16 protein-coding genes are annotated in these 15,261 nt (G+C 55.9%); 11 read left to right on the forward strand and 5 right to left on the reverse strand.

Going from position 1 to position 15,261, the window contains the following annotated elements:
- Positions 1 to 128 precede the first annotated feature (128 nt).
- Both map and QEP11_RS00310 read left to right on the forward strand, forming a co-directional pair.
- Complete coding sequence (gene map, locus QEP11_RS00305) at positions 129 to 935, forward strand: type I methionyl aminopeptidase (protein WP_284334559.1); 807 nt, start codon at positions 129 to 131, stop codon at positions 933 to 935.
- 15 nt (positions 936 to 950) lie between these two features.
- Positions 951 to 1,286, forward strand: a complete 336-nt coding sequence (locus QEP11_RS00310; RefSeq protein ID WP_284334560.1) for an SMR family transporter — start codon at positions 951 to 953, stop codon at positions 1,284 to 1,286.
- A 61-nt stretch (positions 1,287 to 1,347) separates the two neighbouring features.
- Here QEP11_RS00310 and QEP11_RS00315 read toward each other — a convergent pair whose 3' ends face one another.
- From QEP11_RS00315 to QEP11_RS00325, 3 genes are all read right to left on the reverse strand, one after another.
- The gene (locus tag QEP11_RS00315; RefSeq protein WP_284334561.1) at positions 1,348 to 2,007 is read right to left on the reverse strand and encodes a nitroreductase; all 660 of its coding nucleotides are present in this window, start codon (positions 2,005 to 2,007) and stop codon (positions 1,348 to 1,350) included.
- A 167-nt stretch (positions 2,008 to 2,174) separates the two neighbouring features.
- The gene (gene cysE / locus QEP11_RS00320) at positions 2,175 to 3,056 is read right to left on the reverse strand and encodes a serine O-acetyltransferase (RefSeq protein ID WP_284334562.1); all 882 of its coding nucleotides are present in this window, start codon (positions 3,054 to 3,056) and stop codon (positions 2,175 to 2,177) included.
- 38 nt (positions 3,057 to 3,094) lie between these two features.
- Positions 3,095 to 3,889, reverse strand: coding sequence for an RNA methyltransferase (locus tag QEP11_RS00325; RefSeq protein ID WP_284334563.1), 795 nt, complete (start codon positions 3,887 to 3,889; stop codon positions 3,095 to 3,097).
- 202 nt (positions 3,890 to 4,091) lie between these two features.
- Between QEP11_RS00325 and QEP11_RS00330 the strand changes: the two genes are divergently transcribed.
- From QEP11_RS00330 to QEP11_RS00360, 7 genes are all read left to right on the forward strand, one after another.
- Entirely contained in the window at positions 4,092 to 4,982 is an 891-nt protein-coding gene (locus QEP11_RS00330) for an inositol monophosphatase family protein (RefSeq protein ID WP_284334564.1), read from the forward strand.
- Between the two features lie 138 nt (positions 4,983 to 5,120).
- Entirely contained in the window at positions 5,121 to 6,077 is a 957-nt protein-coding gene (locus QEP11_RS00335) for a DnaJ C-terminal domain-containing protein (protein ID WP_284335179.1), read from the forward strand.
- Entirely contained in the window at positions 6,074 to 6,388 is a 315-nt protein-coding gene (locus tag QEP11_RS00340) for a chaperone modulator CbpM (protein WP_284334565.1), read from the forward strand. The genes QEP11_RS00335 and QEP11_RS00340 overlap by 4 nt, the downstream gene beginning before the upstream one ends.
- A gap of 250 nt (positions 6,389 to 6,638) precedes the next feature.
- Positions 6,639 to 9,233 carry a DNA mismatch repair protein MutS gene (gene mutS, locus QEP11_RS00345; RefSeq protein ID WP_284335180.1) on the forward strand — a complete coding sequence of 865 codons (2,595 nt, stop codon included), beginning with the start codon at positions 6,639 to 6,641 and terminating at the stop codon, positions 9,231 to 9,233.
- Between the two features lie 73 nt (positions 9,234 to 9,306).
- Positions 9,307 to 10,128, forward strand: a complete 822-nt coding sequence (locus QEP11_RS00350; protein ID WP_284334567.1) for a proteasome-type protease — start codon at positions 9,307 to 9,309, stop codon at positions 10,126 to 10,128.
- 32 nt (positions 10,129 to 10,160) lie between these two features.
- Complete coding sequence (locus QEP11_RS00355; protein WP_284334568.1) at positions 10,161 to 10,991, forward strand: alpha/beta fold hydrolase; 831 nt, start codon at positions 10,161 to 10,163, stop codon at positions 10,989 to 10,991.
- Between the two features lie 98 nt (positions 10,992 to 11,089).
- Entirely contained in the window at positions 11,090 to 11,473 is a 384-nt protein-coding gene (locus QEP11_RS00360) for a hypothetical protein (protein WP_284334569.1), read from the forward strand.
- A 96-nt stretch (positions 11,474 to 11,569) separates the two neighbouring features.
- On the opposite strand, the gene QEP11_RS00365 is transcribed toward QEP11_RS00360, so the two are convergent.
- Both QEP11_RS00365 and QEP11_RS00370 read right to left on the reverse strand, forming a co-directional pair.
- Complete coding sequence (locus tag QEP11_RS00365) at positions 11,570 to 12,271, reverse strand: GntR family transcriptional regulator (RefSeq protein ID WP_284334570.1); 702 nt, start codon at positions 12,269 to 12,271, stop codon at positions 11,570 to 11,572.
- 56 nt (positions 12,272 to 12,327) lie between these two features.
- Entirely contained in the window at positions 12,328 to 13,122 is a 795-nt protein-coding gene (locus QEP11_RS00370; RefSeq protein WP_284334571.1) for a fumarylacetoacetate hydrolase family protein, read from the reverse strand.
- Positions 13,123 to 13,386: 264 nt separating this feature from the next.
- Between QEP11_RS00370 and QEP11_RS00375 the strand changes: the two genes are divergently transcribed.
- Together QEP11_RS00375 and QEP11_RS00380 are read left to right on the forward strand one after the other, a co-directional pair.
- A complete protein-coding gene (locus tag QEP11_RS00375) occupies positions 13,387 to 14,400 on the forward strand; it encodes an ABC transporter substrate-binding protein (protein WP_284334572.1) in 1,014 nt (337 codons plus the stop codon).
- Between the two features lie 15 nt (positions 14,401 to 14,415).
- Positions 14,416 to 15,258 carry an ABC transporter permease gene (locus tag QEP11_RS00380; protein ID WP_284334573.1) on the forward strand — a complete coding sequence of 281 codons (843 nt, stop codon included), beginning with the start codon at positions 14,416 to 14,418 and terminating at the stop codon, positions 15,256 to 15,258.
- Positions 15,259 to 15,261: the final 3 nt, after the last annotated feature.

Consider the following 15,261-nt stretch of genomic DNA (forward strand, 5'->3'; position numbering starts at 1 on the left):
GTTGCAGCAGCAATCCCGTGTTGCCCAAATCAATTGCAGCAGCTCGCAACACCACTTCAGCAGCAACGCGCTAAAGTGCAGCATCTTGTTTCACCATCCACAGCCTGCAGGCTGCTCGTACAACCAACATGGCCAAACGCCCTCCTCGCCGCATTCCTCCCATCCATGACGCTGCCAATATTGCAAAGTCCCGCGAGGCGGGCATGCTGGCCGCACGCGTGCTGGAAATGCTCACACCCCATGTGCAACCCGGTGTGAGCACAGAACATCTGGACAAGCTCTGCCATGATTTCATCGTCAACGAGCTCAAGTGCATTCCTGCCAATATTGGTTATTACGGCTACCCCAAAACCGTATGCACTTCCGTGAACCACGTGGTCTGTCACGGCATTCCTTCTTCCAAGGAAATTCTCAAGGACGGAGACATCGTGAACGTGGATGTGGCCTTGATCAAAGATGGCTGGTTTGGTGACACCTCACGCATGTACACCGCAGGCAATGTCTCAGCCAAAGCACAAAAGCTGATCGACACCACCTACGAAGCCATGGTGGCAGGTATTCGTGCAGTCAAACCAGGTGCAACCTTAGGTGACATCGGTCATGCGATTCAAACTGTCGCCCAGCGCGACGGCTTCTCGATCGTGAGAGATTACTGCGGGCACGGTATTGGACAGACTTACCACGACGAGCCTCAGGTGCTGCACTACGGCTATCCCGGCCAAGGCATGAAATTGCATGAAGGAATGATCTTCACGATCGAGCCCATGCTCAACGCCGGCAAGCATGACACCAAGGAGCTGGACGATGGCTGGACGGTCATCACCAAAGACAAGTCGCTGTCAGCCCAATGGGAGCATATGGTGGTGGTGACTGCGGATGGCTATGAAGTTCTGACACCCTGGCCAGAAGGCACGGGCGCATACGCCAAGCCCTGATCAAGAAAGGTGCATGTGAGCAGCAGCTACCTTTTTCTGGGCATCGCCATTGCGGCAGAGGTTGTGGCAACCTCTTTTTTGAAAAGCGCTGAAGGCTTCACTCGCCTGTGGCCCAGCGTGATCGTGGTCATTGGTTACGCCATCGCCTTTGTGTGCTTATCCCTGACCCTACGCACCATTCCCACTGGTGTGGCTTATGCCATCTGGTCTGGTGCAGGCATTGTGCTGGTATCAGCGATTGCCTGGATCTTTATGGGGCAGAAGCTCGATGCGGCGGCATTGATCGGCATGGGTCTCATCATTGCTGGCGTGCTGGTCATCAACCTGTTTTCCAGGACTGCCGGGCATTGATTGCGGTCATGTGTAAAAAAGCGCCTCATAGGAAGCGCTTTTTTATGGGCTCAACCCTTCTTCAGAAACCTTGCAGCTGCCCCCACTCCGCAAACTCTGCGCGGGTGGCACGCATGGTGTTGATAGGCGCTGTTTTATCTTCATAGCCCAATGCAATACCAAAGGTCACCAGATAGCCATCTGGCACCTTGATATGTTGCTTGACTACTGCGTCATAACGGCGCCAGAAACCCTGGGCACACGTGGCCAGCCCTTCTTCGGTGGCCCGCAGCATGAAAGACTGCAGATAGATACCCAAATCAATCCATTGCACAGGGCCCATACGCTCTTCCGTGAACATGATGATGCCCACAGGTGCGCCAAAGAAAGTGGCGTTTTTGGCCAGCTGCTTCAAACGGCCGGCTTTGTCTTCACGCGGCACACCAATGCTTTTGTACAGATCCTCACCATTGGCAAAACGGCGTGTACGGTAAGGCTCCCAGAGGTTTGGAGGATAGGACAGATGCGCCGGTTTCTCTTCCCCTGGTGTCTTTGCCACATCGTTCAACATTGCCTGCAGTGCGTCTCCCGTAATGGCTGCTACGCGCCATGGCTGCATATTGCCACCGGAAGCCGCCAATGCGGCATCCTGCATCAGTTGCTGCACCAAATCAGCGGAAGGCACTTGAGAGGTAAACGCGCGCACAGAACGGCGCTCACGCAAGGCTTGGGACACATCCATGAAAATTCTTCCTGTCTCTATCGTGTGGGTGGACAAAATAAGATCCCTCAAGCGTACAAGATCAGCAGCCATTAACGCGCTACATTGGTGACTTCCCAAGAATTTGCTCCGCAAAAAAGAAAGAGGCCTTGATGGCCTCATAAGTTTCGTTTTTTGCATTACAGGGGTTATTTCCCCAAAATTTGGTCGATTTTTTCTTTCTCAAAATGCCCCCCACGCTCGCTCTCGCAGGGCACACAATCTGCCTGAAGTTGCGCGGAGAGTTTCTCCACCGCAGCCCATAGCATTTGTAGTTGTTGCTCGTGGGTCGCGGCCCCTTCTGCCAAGCCTTTCATCGCCTGACTGATTGGGTCATCTTCCGTCACGCCATATGCAGTAAAGCCCTTGGCTTGATCGACACAAGGATCTACAGGCTTTGCAGCAGCCGATGCTGCCACTGCAGCTGCATTGGCCGCCTCCAGAGAACGAGCGGTGCCTGCTGGCGCAGTTGAAGACTGACCTGCCAGATCGGTTACGTCTGCGCTCTCCCCCTTTTTGGAGGGAATGATGCGCGCCGGAATCCCGACCGCCGTCGCGCCAGCTGGCACGGGCTTGATAACCACCGCGTTGGAGCCAATCTTGGCATCGTCTCCAACCTCAAAACCACCGAGCACTTTGGCACCTGCCGACACCACCACGTTCTTGCCCAAGGTGGGGTGACGCTTGGCTCCTTTGTATAGAGACGTGCCGCCCAAAGTGACCCCGTGGTAGATCGTGCAGCCATCGCCCACAACCGCGGTCTCGCCAATCACCACGCCCATGCCATGGTCGATAAACACACGTTCGCCAATCGTGGCACCGGGGTGAATCTCAATACCTGTCAGCCAACGTCCGATGTGAGAAGTAAAGCGCCCCAGCCACTTGAGATTGTGTGTCCAGCACCAATGCGCAGGAATATGCCACCAGATTGCATGCAGCCCGGGGTAACAGGTAATGACCTCCCAGGTGCTACGCGCCGCAGGGTCGCGGTCAAGAATGCACTGGATGTCAGAACGCAGTCGGGAAAGCATCAATGAGCCATTACTTGTTATATGAAGGGCTGCACAGTTTAGTGCTTTGCTGGGGTACTTTGCAGCATCGCTTTCGCAACACCGCGCAGGATGTGGATTTCCTCTTGCGTCAATTGCGCTCGGTTAAACATCTGGTTCAAGCGGGGCATCAGTTTCTTCGGCGCTGCCGGATCCAGGAAACCAAGGTGCGCCAGCGCCTGCTCCCAATGCCCCAGCATGCCTGCTACCTGCTGCATGTCGGCCCGCTCGGGACGGGGCGTGTGCTCCACCACTGGGAAGCCGCCGAGCGCCTGGCGCCACTCATAAGCGATCAGTTGAATCGCAGCGCCCAGATTGAGTGAGCCGAATTGAGGATTCGAAGGAATCGACAAGGCCACGTCACAGCGGTACACATCTTCATTGGCCATGCCAAAGCGCTCGCAACCAAACATCAGGCCGATGCCACGCTCTCCATGCACACTGTCGGTATCTGGCTGGGCATCAACTCCATCCTCCACAAGCGCAGGCCTGGTTTTCAGCATCCCTTGCATGAGCATTTCAAAATGCTGACGCGGTGCACGTGTGGGAGGACCAAAGTCGCGTGGCGTCATCGCCGTGGCACACAGATGCGTCAGCCCGTCAACCGCTTCGTCCAGTGTTTCCACAATACGGGCATTATTCAACACATCCAGCGCCCCACTGGCACGTTGAATGGTTTCTTCCTTGCGCAACACATTGGGCCAGCGCGGACGCACCAGCACCAAGTCATCAAAGCCCATGGTTTTCATGGCGCGGGCAGCAGCACCCACGTTGCCAGCATGGCTGGTCTCAATCAGGATAAAACGGGTTTTCATTCGAACATTTGGCCCACATTGCAGATGCAGGCAGCAGAAATCGGTCAAGCCGGTTAGAATTTGCGCCCTATTGTCGCTGTCCGCATCGCCGGACGTGCGTGAACCCGTTCATCATCCGCGTTCAGCGGTGCACCATCCCAGGTTGTGTGAGTAAAGAATTGAAATTTGGGGATGGCCTGCGCTGGCGCCTACTGCACAATTTATGTCGTCTTCCTCCCTGCACCCCATGCTCAACGTGGCCATCAAGGCTGCACGCGCCGCTGGCGCCATCATCAACCGCGCTGCTTTGGACGTTGAGTCGGTCCGCGTAGCCCAAAAGCAAGTCAATGACTTCGTCACCGAAGTGGACCAGGCTGCCGAGCGCACCATCATTGAAACCCTACTGGGCGCTTACCCAGACCACGGCATTCTGGGTGAGGAAAGCGGCAACGAGTTTGGCAACAAGAACTCGGATTACGTCTGGATCATCGATCCCCTGGACGGCACCACCAACTTTATCCACGGCTTCCCAGTTTACTGCGTCAGCATTGCGCTGGCCGTCAAGGGCAAAATCGAACACGCCGTGGTCTATGATCCCAGCCGAAACGACCTGTTCACAGCCACCCGTGGCCGTGGCGCATTCTTGAACGAGCGCCGCATCCGCGTGTCCAAGCGCAGCCAGCTCAAGGACTGCCTGATCTCCACCGGTTTCCCCTTCCGCCCTGGTGACAATCTGCGTGCCTATATGCGCATGTTCGCCGAGGTGACCCAGCGCACTGCTGGCCTGCGTCGCCCCGGTGCCGCAGCGCTGGATCTGGCCTATGTGGCAGCTGGCTTTACCGACGGCTTCTTTGAAACAGGCTTGCAAATCTGGGACGTGGCTGCTGGCAGCCTGATCGTTACCGAGGCAGGCGGCTTGGTGGGCAACTTCACCGGCGAAGCTGACTTCCTGGAGCAAGGCGAATGCCTGGCAGGCAATCCCCGCGCCTATGGCCAACTGGTGGGCATTCTGGGCAAGTACAGCAAGTTCGCAGGCGTCGAGGACAAACTGGGCGTGGACGCTGGCATTGCCGCTGACAAAAAAGCTGAGGACGAAGCTGAAAGCAACGACTAAGTTGTAGCTCGATTTCCCAAAACCGCAAGGCCTACGCGCTTGCGGTTTTTTTTACGCCTGCTTCAAGCAGCCTCTTGCCTATGGACAAGGCCGAGCAACTGCGCCACCATGAATACATGTTGTGAGCAGGAGATCGCGGTGGAGTACAAGGATTACTACCAAATCCTCGGTGTTGCCAAAGACGCCAGTGCCGAGGACATCAAAAAGGCCTTTCGCAAACTGGCCCGCAAATACCACCCCGATATCAGCAAAGAGCCCGACGCAGCCGAAAAAATGGCAGAGGTCAACGAAGCCAATGCCGTGCTCTCTGACCCGGAAAAGCGCAAAGCCTATGACCAGCTAGGCGATGCCAGCCAGTACCGTCAGTCAGATGCAGGTTTTCAGCCACCGCCAGGCTGGGACAGCCAGAACTTTCACTTCCGCCAAAGCAGCGAAGGCGCCCCCAATCACACCGACTACAGCAGCTTTTTTGAAGAGTTGTTTGGCCGCGCGCAAAATGCTCGCCGCCGAGGCCCACCACCCGATATGCGCGGCCAGGATCAACACGCAAGCATTGAGCTGGACTTGCCTGACAGCTACAACGGAGGTATGCGCGTGCTGCGTTTGCGTGGCGTGCGCCTGGATGCCCAAGGCCATGCGGTGGAGGACGAAAGAGAGCTGCAAGTCACCATTCCCAAGGGTGTTTACGAAGGCCAGATGATTCGCCTAGCTGGTCAAGGGATGCCAGGCTATGGACAAGCAGAGCCCGGAGATCTTCTGCTGGAGGTGCGCTTCAAAGATGACAAGCGCTGGCATGTGCAAGGCAAGGATGTGTATCAGCAGCTGCCACTGGCACCATGGGAAGCAGCCTTGGGTGGGCCTGTGGAATTTGACACGCTGGCAGGCCCGCTTGAGATCAACATACCTGCGAGTACACAAACAGGACGCAAACTGCGCGTCAAAGGCAAGGGCCTGCCCAGCCGCACCCCTGGCGATTTGTATCTGGTTGTCCAGATCATAGTGCCTCCGGTGTTTAACGATGCGCAACGCCAAGCCTACGAAACCCTGTCCAAGGCCTTTGAAGGCCGTAACCCTCGTACAGGAGACACCGCATGAATCCCGTCTTCTACACCCCACCCGACATCCTGGATTCCGAAGCGCTCAGCCTGGAGCAACTGGCTCATGCCTGCAGCATGGAGCCGCAATGGGTGGTTGAACGCGTGAGCACCGGCGTGCTGCAGTGTGATGAGACCGACAGCATGCCGCCCAATGCCACACACGCATGGCGATTCAGCACCCACACCGTGATTCGTGCCCGCAGAATCGCACAACTGGAGCGGACTTTTGACGCAGACCCTGAACTGGCAGCCTTGACGGCTGACCTGATGGAAGAGGTACGGCAACTGCGGCGCAGACTCAAAATCTGACTTCAGGCATACCCTTTCAAACAGCCGCAAGCGCCTGATGACTTGCGGCTGTTTTGTGTGCATTGCGCCACGTCCTGCCGCATCCCGGATAATTCGTTCTTGATCTCGACAGGCCTGCCGCTACAGTGCCCGTTCACCACAAGGAATTTGAGTTTTGTCCACCTCCGACGTTTCCACGCACAAGCCGAACAACAACAGCGTGCAGACCCCAGCCTCGCCTTTTGACGCCCCATTGGAGAGTCACACTCCCATGATGGCGCAATACATTCGCCTAAAAAAAGACTATCCCGATACCCTGGTGCTCTACCGTATGGGCGACTTCTACGAGGTCTTTTGGGAAGATGCCGAAAAGGCTGCACGCCTGCTGGACATCACCTTGACCACACGCGGTCAGTCTGCGGGCTTTCCGGTGGCCATGGCTGGCGTTCCCTTCCATGCGCTGGAAGGCTATCTGGCACGCCTGATCAAAATGGGAGAGTCCGTCGCTATCTGCGAGCAAGTCGGAGAGGTTGGAGCCAGCAAAGGTCCTGTGGAGCGCAAGGTCGTGCGTGTGGTCACGCCCGGCACATTGACCGATAGTGAGCTGCTCAGCGACAAGCAAGAAGCCGTGCTGATTGCATTGCACACAGCCGGGCGCCAGCGCTGCGGTCTGGCCTGGATGAGTGTCACCCAAGGCCGTATCCATTTGGCCGAGTGTGAACAGGACGAACTCGGTGAATGGCTGGCACGCATTGCCCCCAGCGAAGTGATTTACAGCGCAGGCGTGACCGAGCGTTTTGAACAAGGCTTGTTTGCGCTCAAGCACAATGGCTCCATTGCCTGTCCACTCTCTCCGCGCCCTGACTGGCAATTCGACACAGGCCTGGGCGAACGCAAGCTGCTGGAGTTACTGGGCGCTGCCAGCCTCAAAGCGTGGGAGGCCCAGGATCTTCCTCTGGCTCATGCTGCCAGTGCTGCCCTGCTGAGCTATGCAGAACATACACAAGGGCGCAACCTGACGCATATCCATAGCGTGCAGGTGCAGCGTGATGACCAGCTCATCAATCTGCCACCCACCACCCGCCGCAATCTGGAGCTGGTGAAAACCTTGCGTGGAGAAGACAGCCCGACGCTGTTTTCACTGCTCGACAGCTGCATGACCGGCATGGGCAGCCGTTTGCTCAAAAGCTGGCTTTTGGAGCCCAAGCGTGACCGCGCTGATGCCATTGCACGCCTGGGTGCCACGGAAGTGCTGCGCGGCAGCGATGCGCTAGGCGGCCTCATGCCCTGGCAAGCGCTGCGTGCCGAACTCAAAGGTGTCAGCGATGTGGAACGCATCACCGCGCGCACTGCGCTGCGTCAGGTCCGCCCGCGTGAACTGGTGGCTTTGGGTAAGACGCTGCAAAAAGCACAACTGCTTGCGCAGACCCAGTCCTCTCCATCGGCCTATCTGAACCAGATCTTCCAGGACCTGGTGCCACCGCAAGGTTGCGCTGAGTTGCTCACCGCGGCCATCATGGAAGAACCCTCTGCACTGGTGCGCGACGGTGGTGTGATTGCCCAAGGCTTTGATGCTGAACTGGACGAGTTGCGCAGCATCCAGGAGAACTGCGACGAGTTTCTGCTGGAGCTGGAAGCCAAGGAAAAGCTGTTCACCAATATTCCGAACCTGCGCGTGCAGTTCAACAAGGTGCATGGTTTCTACATTGAAATCACCAACAGCTACAAAGACATGGTGCCCGCGCACTACCAGCGCCGCCAGACGCTCAAGAACGCCGAGCGCTACATCACCCCTGAGCTCAAAGCCTTTGAAGACAAGGCACTGTCTGCCCAGGAGCGCGGCCTGCAACGCGAAAAACTGCTGTACGAACAAGTTCTGGATCAGCTTCAGCCCCATGTTCCGGACCTCACGCGTGTCGCGCAAGCCATTGCTGCGCTGGACGTGCTGTGTACGCTGGCCGAGCGCTCGCTCACGCTGAACTGGAGCAAACCCGAATTCAGCTCCGTACCCTGCATCGAGATTGACGCCGGTCGCCATCCCGTGGTGGAAGCGCGCATGGCGGAAACCTCCAGCGGCAGCTTTATCGCCAACCACACCCGCATGAATGTGAACACGCGCATGCAGATCATTACCGGCCCCAACATGGGTGGTAAATCGACTTACATGCGCCAAGTGGCTTTGATTGTGCTGCTGGCCAGCATGGGCAGCTATGTACCAGCCGCAGCCTGCAGACTGGGGCCAATCGATGCCATTCACACCCGCATTGGCGCGGCAGATGATCTGGCCAACGCCCAGTCCACCTTCATGATGGAGATGACCGAGGCCGCACAGATCCTGCACGCAGCCACTCCGCACAGTCTGGTTTTGATGGATGAGATTGGTCGTGGTACCAGCACATTTGATGGCCTGGCCCTGGCCAGCGGCATTGCCGCGCAACTGCATGACCGCACCAAGGCATTCACCTTGTTTGCGACCCATTACTTTGAACTGACTGAACTGCCTGCCAAAGCCAAGTCTGCGGTGAATGTGCATGTAGGTGCCGCAGAGTCTGGCAGCGATATTGTGTTTCTGCACGAAATCCAGCCAGGCCCTGCCAGCCGCAGCTATGGTGTGCAAGTGGCCAAGCTGGCCGGCATGCCCGCTGCCGTGCTCAACCATGCGCGCCACACTCTCGAAGCCCTGGAAGCTCGTGACGATGCAAGCAAAGAACAGGTGGACCTTTTTGCCGCTCCGCCCATGCCCGCATCCGCGCTGCAAGCGACTCCAGTGGAAGATGCGCTCTCCCAAATCAATCCTGATGCACTGAGCCCGCGCGAAGCGCTGGAAGCCTTGTATCAACTCAAAAAACTGGCCCAGCGCAACTAAGCCTTCTCTGACACCAGCCAAGGCAAGCGAGCACTACACTTGCTTGCTAAAGCAGCTTTCTGACTGACACATCATGACCTACTGTATCGCCATCAAGCTGGACGCTGGCCTTGTCTTTCTGTCCGATTCGCGCACCAACGCAGGTCTCGACCAGATCAACTCCTTTCGCAAGATGATGATTTACGAGAAGACTGGTGATCGCTTTATGGCGCTGCTGTCCGCAGGCAATCTGTCGATTTCTCAATCCGTGCGCGAACTGCTGCAAAGCATGTCAATCCGCGACGATGCCACCGGTGAAGTTTTGAACATCTGGAATGCCACCAGCATGTTTGATGCAGCCCGAGTGCTCGGTGCGGCGGTGCGTCACGTGTACGACCGCGATGGTGCCGCACTTAAGCGTGCAGGCGTCGACTTCAATGTCTCCATGCTGTTTGGAGGCCAGATTCAGGGCGAAGGCATGCGCCTGTTTCAGGTGTACTCAGCCGGCAATTTCATTGAGGCCACGGCAGAGACGCCTTACTTTCAGATTGGTGAAGCCAAGTACGGCAAGCCGGTGCTGGACCGGGTGCTCACCCCCGAACTGCCTTTGGATGAAGCAGCAAAATGCGCGCTGGTTTCCATGGACAGCACGCTCAAATCCAACCTCTCCGTCGGTCTGCCGCTGGACTTGGCGGTCTATGACGCCAACAGCTACACCTGCTCCAAACTGGTGTGCATTGATGAGCACAACCCCTACTTTCAAATGCTGCGCAGCAACTGGGGAGCGCGCTTGCGCGCCGTGTTTGACAGCATTGAGGATCCCCAGTGGTTCGGGGGCAACAGCACCGTCCCGCTGGTGACGGACAAACCAAACCCCATCAAGAAAATCACTACTCCTGAAGAGAAACTCGTCTGAAGCACTCAGCGCCTGCGTGCTTCCACCAATGCATGCAACCGCTGATCTTTTCTCACGCCAACAGTTTTCCGGCCAGCACCTATCAACTGCTGTTCACGCTGTTGCGCGAGCGTGGTTTTGACGTCCATGCGATTGATCGATTCGGTCACGACACACACTACCCTGTCACCAACAACTGGCCCCATTTGGTGCAGCAACTCAAGGATTTTGCGGATCCGCTGATTCAACGCTGGGGCCAACCAGCCTTTCTGGTGGGGCACTCGCTGGGCGGTTTTCTGAGCATCATGGTGGCGGCGCAGTATCCGCAGTTGGCCAAAGGCGTGCTGCTGCTCGACTCTCCCTTGATCAGCGGCTGGCGCGCCACCTCGCTTGAAATGGCCAAACGCACGCAACTGGTAGCCAATATATCTCCCGGCAAGGTCAGCCGTAAACGCCGCAATCTATGGAACAGTCGCGAAGAGGCCTTGACCATGTTTCAAGCCAAGAAATCCTTCGCCCGCTGGCATCCGCAAATGCTGCAAGACTATGTCGAGCACGGCTTGAGCCCCACCAATGATGGCCGCATGACTCTGCACTTCACACGGGAAGAAGAGACCGCCATCTACAACACCTTGCCCCATAACCTCAATGCCATGCTACGCCGCCATCCCTTGCGTTGCCCTGCAGCATTCATTGGCGGCATGCACTCCAAAGAAATGAAGCAAGTGGGCATGGACCTGACCCAGCGCATCACACATGGACGCACCATGATGGTCGATGGCAGCCACCTTTTCCCCATGGAGCAGCCACATATGACGGCCGCCGCCATTGAGGCCAGCTTGCTGAATCTGCAAGCTGCCATTGATTGGCACAACAAGCCCTAACGCTGTGCGACAGCCCTCAATAAAACCCTGGGTACCATGTGCTTTGCCCACGCTCAGTTAACTCAAAAATTTCCACTGGCTATTCTTTGCATTCGTTGATGAAAGCACAAGAAATGGCCCTTGATTACCTTGATTTTGAATACAGCGAAGATGAAGACGGCAACGGCAGCTGGGACGCAATGGCCAGTGTCACCGACAACCGCTGGACCGCGCTACTCGAGGAAGTATCCCAGGTGTTGCAATGGGCCGTCCACGACTTCCCTGGGCGACGCGCTTCGCTGGATGATGGCGGTGACTGGGATTACGACTTGAGCGCCCAAGAGGATGACAGCGGCCGTACGCTGGACATCCGCTGGGACAAAAACAAGGATGCAGTCCATGCGGAAATGCCACAAGCCGGCAGTTACACCACACTCACGCTGACGCTTACCGGCAATGCGGCCTTTGGCAACGCACTGCGCCAGGCATTTGCTTTGGACTGAGAGGAAGTGCCGTTACCAAATCCTGTCGCAAAATAAAGCATAACCTGTCCGCATCTATAGGTGCTTTTTTGCTTTCAAGGTTCAGAACTTACCCGACTACTCACTGCTACCCAATAAGATAGCTGCAAGATCGACCTCCGGCTCTTGGATGTCGTCCAAATTCATAGCATGTTCAATATGCAATAAATGCTGTTCCATGCATTCTCTGGCCGCCGCAACATCACCTGCCTCAATGCATTCCAACAACTGTGCATGTTCATCGTGAGGGCAAGCTGACTTGGTCGGCGTCTCAAATGTCAGAATGGCCAAACAGGTCAGTGGGGTTAACTCTTTTACCAGTCGAAGCAATAGGCTGCTGCCAGATAGCTCAGCTAGCAAGACGTGAAACTCACCCGAGAGCCTCACAGCTTGGCGTCGGTCCCCGACCTTACGCGCTTGCTGCTCCGCAAGCAGGCAGGCTTTCAGCCTTTGCAACACTTCCTTGGCACCCTCCGCTTGCATTCGTTTAATCACGCGCTCCACCGCGGCAGCTTCCAGTGTGCGGCGGATCCAGAGCACGTCTTTGGCTTCTTGTGCCGAGGGTTGCGAGACAAATGCACCACGATTAGGAAACAAAGTCACCAGTTGTTGAACGGCCAAACGCTGTAGCACGCTCCGCACTTGCGTACGACTCACATTGAAAAGCTCTGCTACACGCTCTTCTGACAATTTGGTACCTGGCATTAACCGATGCTCTACGATGGCGTTGTAAACATTTTGATAGATATCGGCTGAACCCACTGCTTTTTTTGAGGCCATATTTTTATGTCTCCTACCTAAACATATTCTGCTGACTAGAAACTCATTGCAAAGCATCAGCTAGCTTCTGCAAATTGCATGTTGACCTCTCCTATCGCATCAAATGCAACGCGCACAGTCTGTCCCGGCAAGGCATGCAAGATCTGGCACCAGCTGCCTGTGGTAACGATGGTGCCAGCTTCCACCACGCCCCAGTGCTGCGTGGCATGCAGCAGCCATGGGAGCAACACATGGCTTGGATCGCCCAGAGGATGGGAGCCTTGGAAAACGTGAGCTTCCCCTCCTCCCAGTTCCACCCGGCAGATTTGTGAAGACCAGTCGCGAGGAGCATAAGGTTGCCACATATCAGCAACCACCAATCCGCCATGACTCAAACGATCGATCTGAAGCATGGCCAACGGCGATTGCAATTGCTGTGTCCACCGCGAATCGACCCATTCAATCGACACCGTCATCGCACCCACAACGGAATGCACGCTGTCAGAATCCAGTGCCAGTACCTGCTGCTGATCAAGCGTTTGGTCAATGCGCAATGCAATTTCGGCTTCCACGCCATGGAGCGAGCACACAGGTTGTGCCATCCGTACCGGAGGCTGCTGAGGTGTATGCAGCCAGACACCTTCTGCTGGTAGAGGTGCATGAAACAAGGGACGATCCAGAGAAGGCCCGCCCGACTTCCAGAATTTGGGAGCTTGTCCCCTGCGCCACCCATCCATGGCCGCCGCAGTTTGAAGATGGGTCAGCACATCAACATTGTGCGGAAAGTCTGAGACATCCACCGTCAATCCATGAGCGCGAGCATGGCGCAAGGCGGTGATTGTTTCAGAGGCTGGGCGACTAGCAATTGTCATCTTGTATTCAATACCTTTACTAATTGAATACATAGAAATGCATTTTTTGTGCCTATGCATCAAAGGCAGACCCATACATTGGTTTCGCAGAATGCACCAATATCAATCAGCAATCTCAGTAGGCACGATTTTGTGCGAAACAATCACCTTGATCGTGCAAAATCAATTAACAGATCGTATCCAATGTCTATTCACATTGAATCCTAAATTGGCATAACGATTGCATGGAAGCCGTGCCTACAGCTTTTTCATAAGGACACTTCCATGTTGAAACGTACCGTCAAATCCTTAGCCCTGGTTGCCACCCTGAGCAGTGTATGGGCCATGAACACCTGTGCCATGGCGGCTGAAAGCATCAAGCTCGGCTATGCCAAGTGCGCACATTGCTCGGCTGTCTCTCTGGTGCCTGCGCAAGCTGAAAATGGCGTGCAGATTGAGGGAATCAACTTCAATACGGGCAATGACGTGCTGACTGCCCTGGTTTCCAAAAACCTCGATGTGGCACAGGTCACTTACCTGCACTTCGTGACGGCACTGGACAAGGGCTTTGACGTGGTCGCCATTTCGGGCCAGATCAATGGTGGCTCGCGCATGCTGATGGCCAGCAGCCTGGGGTTGGCTGCGGAAGACTGGGACGGACTGAAAAAGAAAATTGCCGAATTCAAGGCCCAGGGCAAACCATTCCGCGTCGGTGCTTCGCGTGGCAATGCACAGGACTTGCACATGCGCGGCACCTTTGCCAAGCACGGCATTGACGTCAACAAGGATGTTCAGTTCATCAACATTCCCAACCCCGCCGATCACCTGCAGGCACTGCGCCGTGGCGAAGTGGAAATGGTCAGTTCTGTGGATCCTTTTGCAGCACAGATTGTTCTGACCGATGCCGCCAAGCTGTTCAGTTACCCCTATGACCAGGCTGCAGGCAAGCTCTCCAACCTGATCGTGACGCGCTCGGACGTACTCAAGAGCAAGCCCGAAGCAGTGCTGGAAGCCGTACGCGGCGTGGTGAAGGTGAACAAGGTCCTGGAAAAAGAACAGCCCCTGTTTGTGGACACCATTCAGAAGGCAACCGGACTGTCGCCAGAGATTGCCAAGGGTTCGGTGAGCAATCTCTACCCAGACCATCAGATGTACCGTGCGTCGACAAAGGCCATTGCCAAGATGATGTATGACCTGAAATACGTGCGCACCGATGTGTCACCGCTGGTGGACAAGGCGATGGATTACAGCTTCCTCGAAAAAATCTCTGGCCAGCCTAAGAGCAGCCTGGGTTACTAATACAGCGAGGTTTTTATGCAAGCAGCACACGCAGCGTCGCACACGCCTCTATGGTGCAGTCTGTACGCACGCATCGAAAAATGGATTGTTCCTTTTTTAGTTCTGGGAGGCTGGGAAATCTTTTCTCGCTCCGGTGTTTTGCCTCAGGCCTTGCTGCCAGCACCCAGCCAGGTGCTGGTAGCCTGGGCCGACTGGGTCTTTGAAACCGACGGCAACTCCCAGATGTACAGCGGCAAATGGCTAAGCGACATCTTGGCCAGTGCGACGCGCGTGTTCTCCGGCTTCCTGATCGCGGCCCTCATCGGTATTGCAGCCGGTATTGCCATTGGCTGGTCCAAGACGGTGGAGAAATTGTTTGAACCTACTCTCCAGACGCTGCGTCCGATCCCGCCTGTGGCATGGATTCCACTTGCCATCATCTGGTTTGGCATTGCCAACAAACCCGCCATCTTTCTGGTGTTCATGGGGTCGTTTTTTCCCATCCTGCTTTCCACCATCCATGGGGTGAAAACATGTGATCGCAACCTGCTGCGTGCAGGTGCCATGTGCGGTGGGAGCAGCCGTATGTTGCTGCGTCATATTGTGTTTCCTGCAGCGTTGCCCAGCATTTTTTCGGGCCTGCGCATTGCGATTGGCTCGGCCTGGATGCTCAGCGTGACAGCTGAAATGGTGGCGGTGAAAAGCGGTGTGGGTTATGTCCTGTGGGACTCCTATTACTTCCTGCGCTACGACATCGTGATTGCAGCCATGTGCAGCATTGGCCTGATGGGCTTCTTCAGTGATGCATTGATCAAAAAGCTCTTTGCCCGTCTGCTGCGCTGGCAGCACGCTACCACTTTGCAATCCAAGAAAGATTAATCC

The sequence above is a fragment of the Comamonas halotolerans genome (genome assembly GCF_030162935.1).
GTDB classification, from domain to species: domain Bacteria; phylum Pseudomonadota; class Gammaproteobacteria; order Burkholderiales; family Burkholderiaceae_C; genus Comamonas; species Comamonas halotolerans.

Coding starts and splice junctions, on each gene's coding strand:
- QEP11_RS00360 (WP_284334569.1), top strand. CDS start 11,090: ATGAAAGCACAAGAAATGGCCCTTGATTACCTTGATTTTGAATACAGC.
- QEP11_RS00315 (WP_284334561.1), bottom strand. CDS start 2,007: ATGGATGTGTCCCAAGCCTTGCGTGAGCGCCGTTCTGTGCGCGCGTTT.
- cysE (WP_284334562.1), bottom strand. CDS start 3,056: ATGCTTTCCCGACTGCGTTCTGACATCCAGTGCATTCTTGACCGCGAC.
- map (WP_284334559.1), top strand. CDS start 129: ATGGCCAAACGCCCTCCTCGCCGCATTCCTCCCATCCATGACGCTGCC.
- QEP11_RS00325 (WP_284334563.1), bottom strand. CDS start 3,889: ATGAAAACCCGTTTTATCCTGATTGAGACCAGCCATGCTGGCAACGTG.
- QEP11_RS00330 (WP_284334564.1), top strand. CDS start 4,092: ATGTCGTCTTCCTCCCTGCACCCCATGCTCAACGTGGCCATCAAGGCT.
- QEP11_RS00365 (WP_284334570.1), bottom strand. CDS start 12,271: ATGGCCTCAAAAAAAGCAGTGGGTTCAGCCGATATCTATCAAAATGTT.
- QEP11_RS00355 (WP_284334568.1), top strand. CDS start 10,161: ATGCAACCGCTGATCTTTTCTCACGCCAACAGTTTTCCGGCCAGCACC.
- QEP11_RS00350 (WP_284334567.1), top strand. CDS start 9,307: ATGACCTACTGTATCGCCATCAAGCTGGACGCTGGCCTTGTCTTTCTG.
- mutS (WP_284335180.1), top strand. CDS start 6,639: ATGATGGCGCAATACATTCGCCTAAAAAAAGACTATCCCGATACCCTG.
- QEP11_RS00370 (WP_284334571.1), bottom strand. CDS start 13,122: ATGACAATTGCTAGTCGCCCAGCCTCTGAAACAATCACCGCCTTGCGC.
- QEP11_RS00340 (WP_284334565.1), top strand. CDS start 6,074: ATGAATCCCGTCTTCTACACCCCACCCGACATCCTGGATTCCGAAGCG.
- QEP11_RS00375 (WP_284334572.1), top strand. CDS start 13,387: ATGTTGAAACGTACCGTCAAATCCTTAGCCCTGGTTGCCACCCTGAGC.
- QEP11_RS00380 (WP_284334573.1), top strand. CDS start 14,416: ATGCAAGCAGCACACGCAGCGTCGCACACGCCTCTATGGTGCAGTCTG.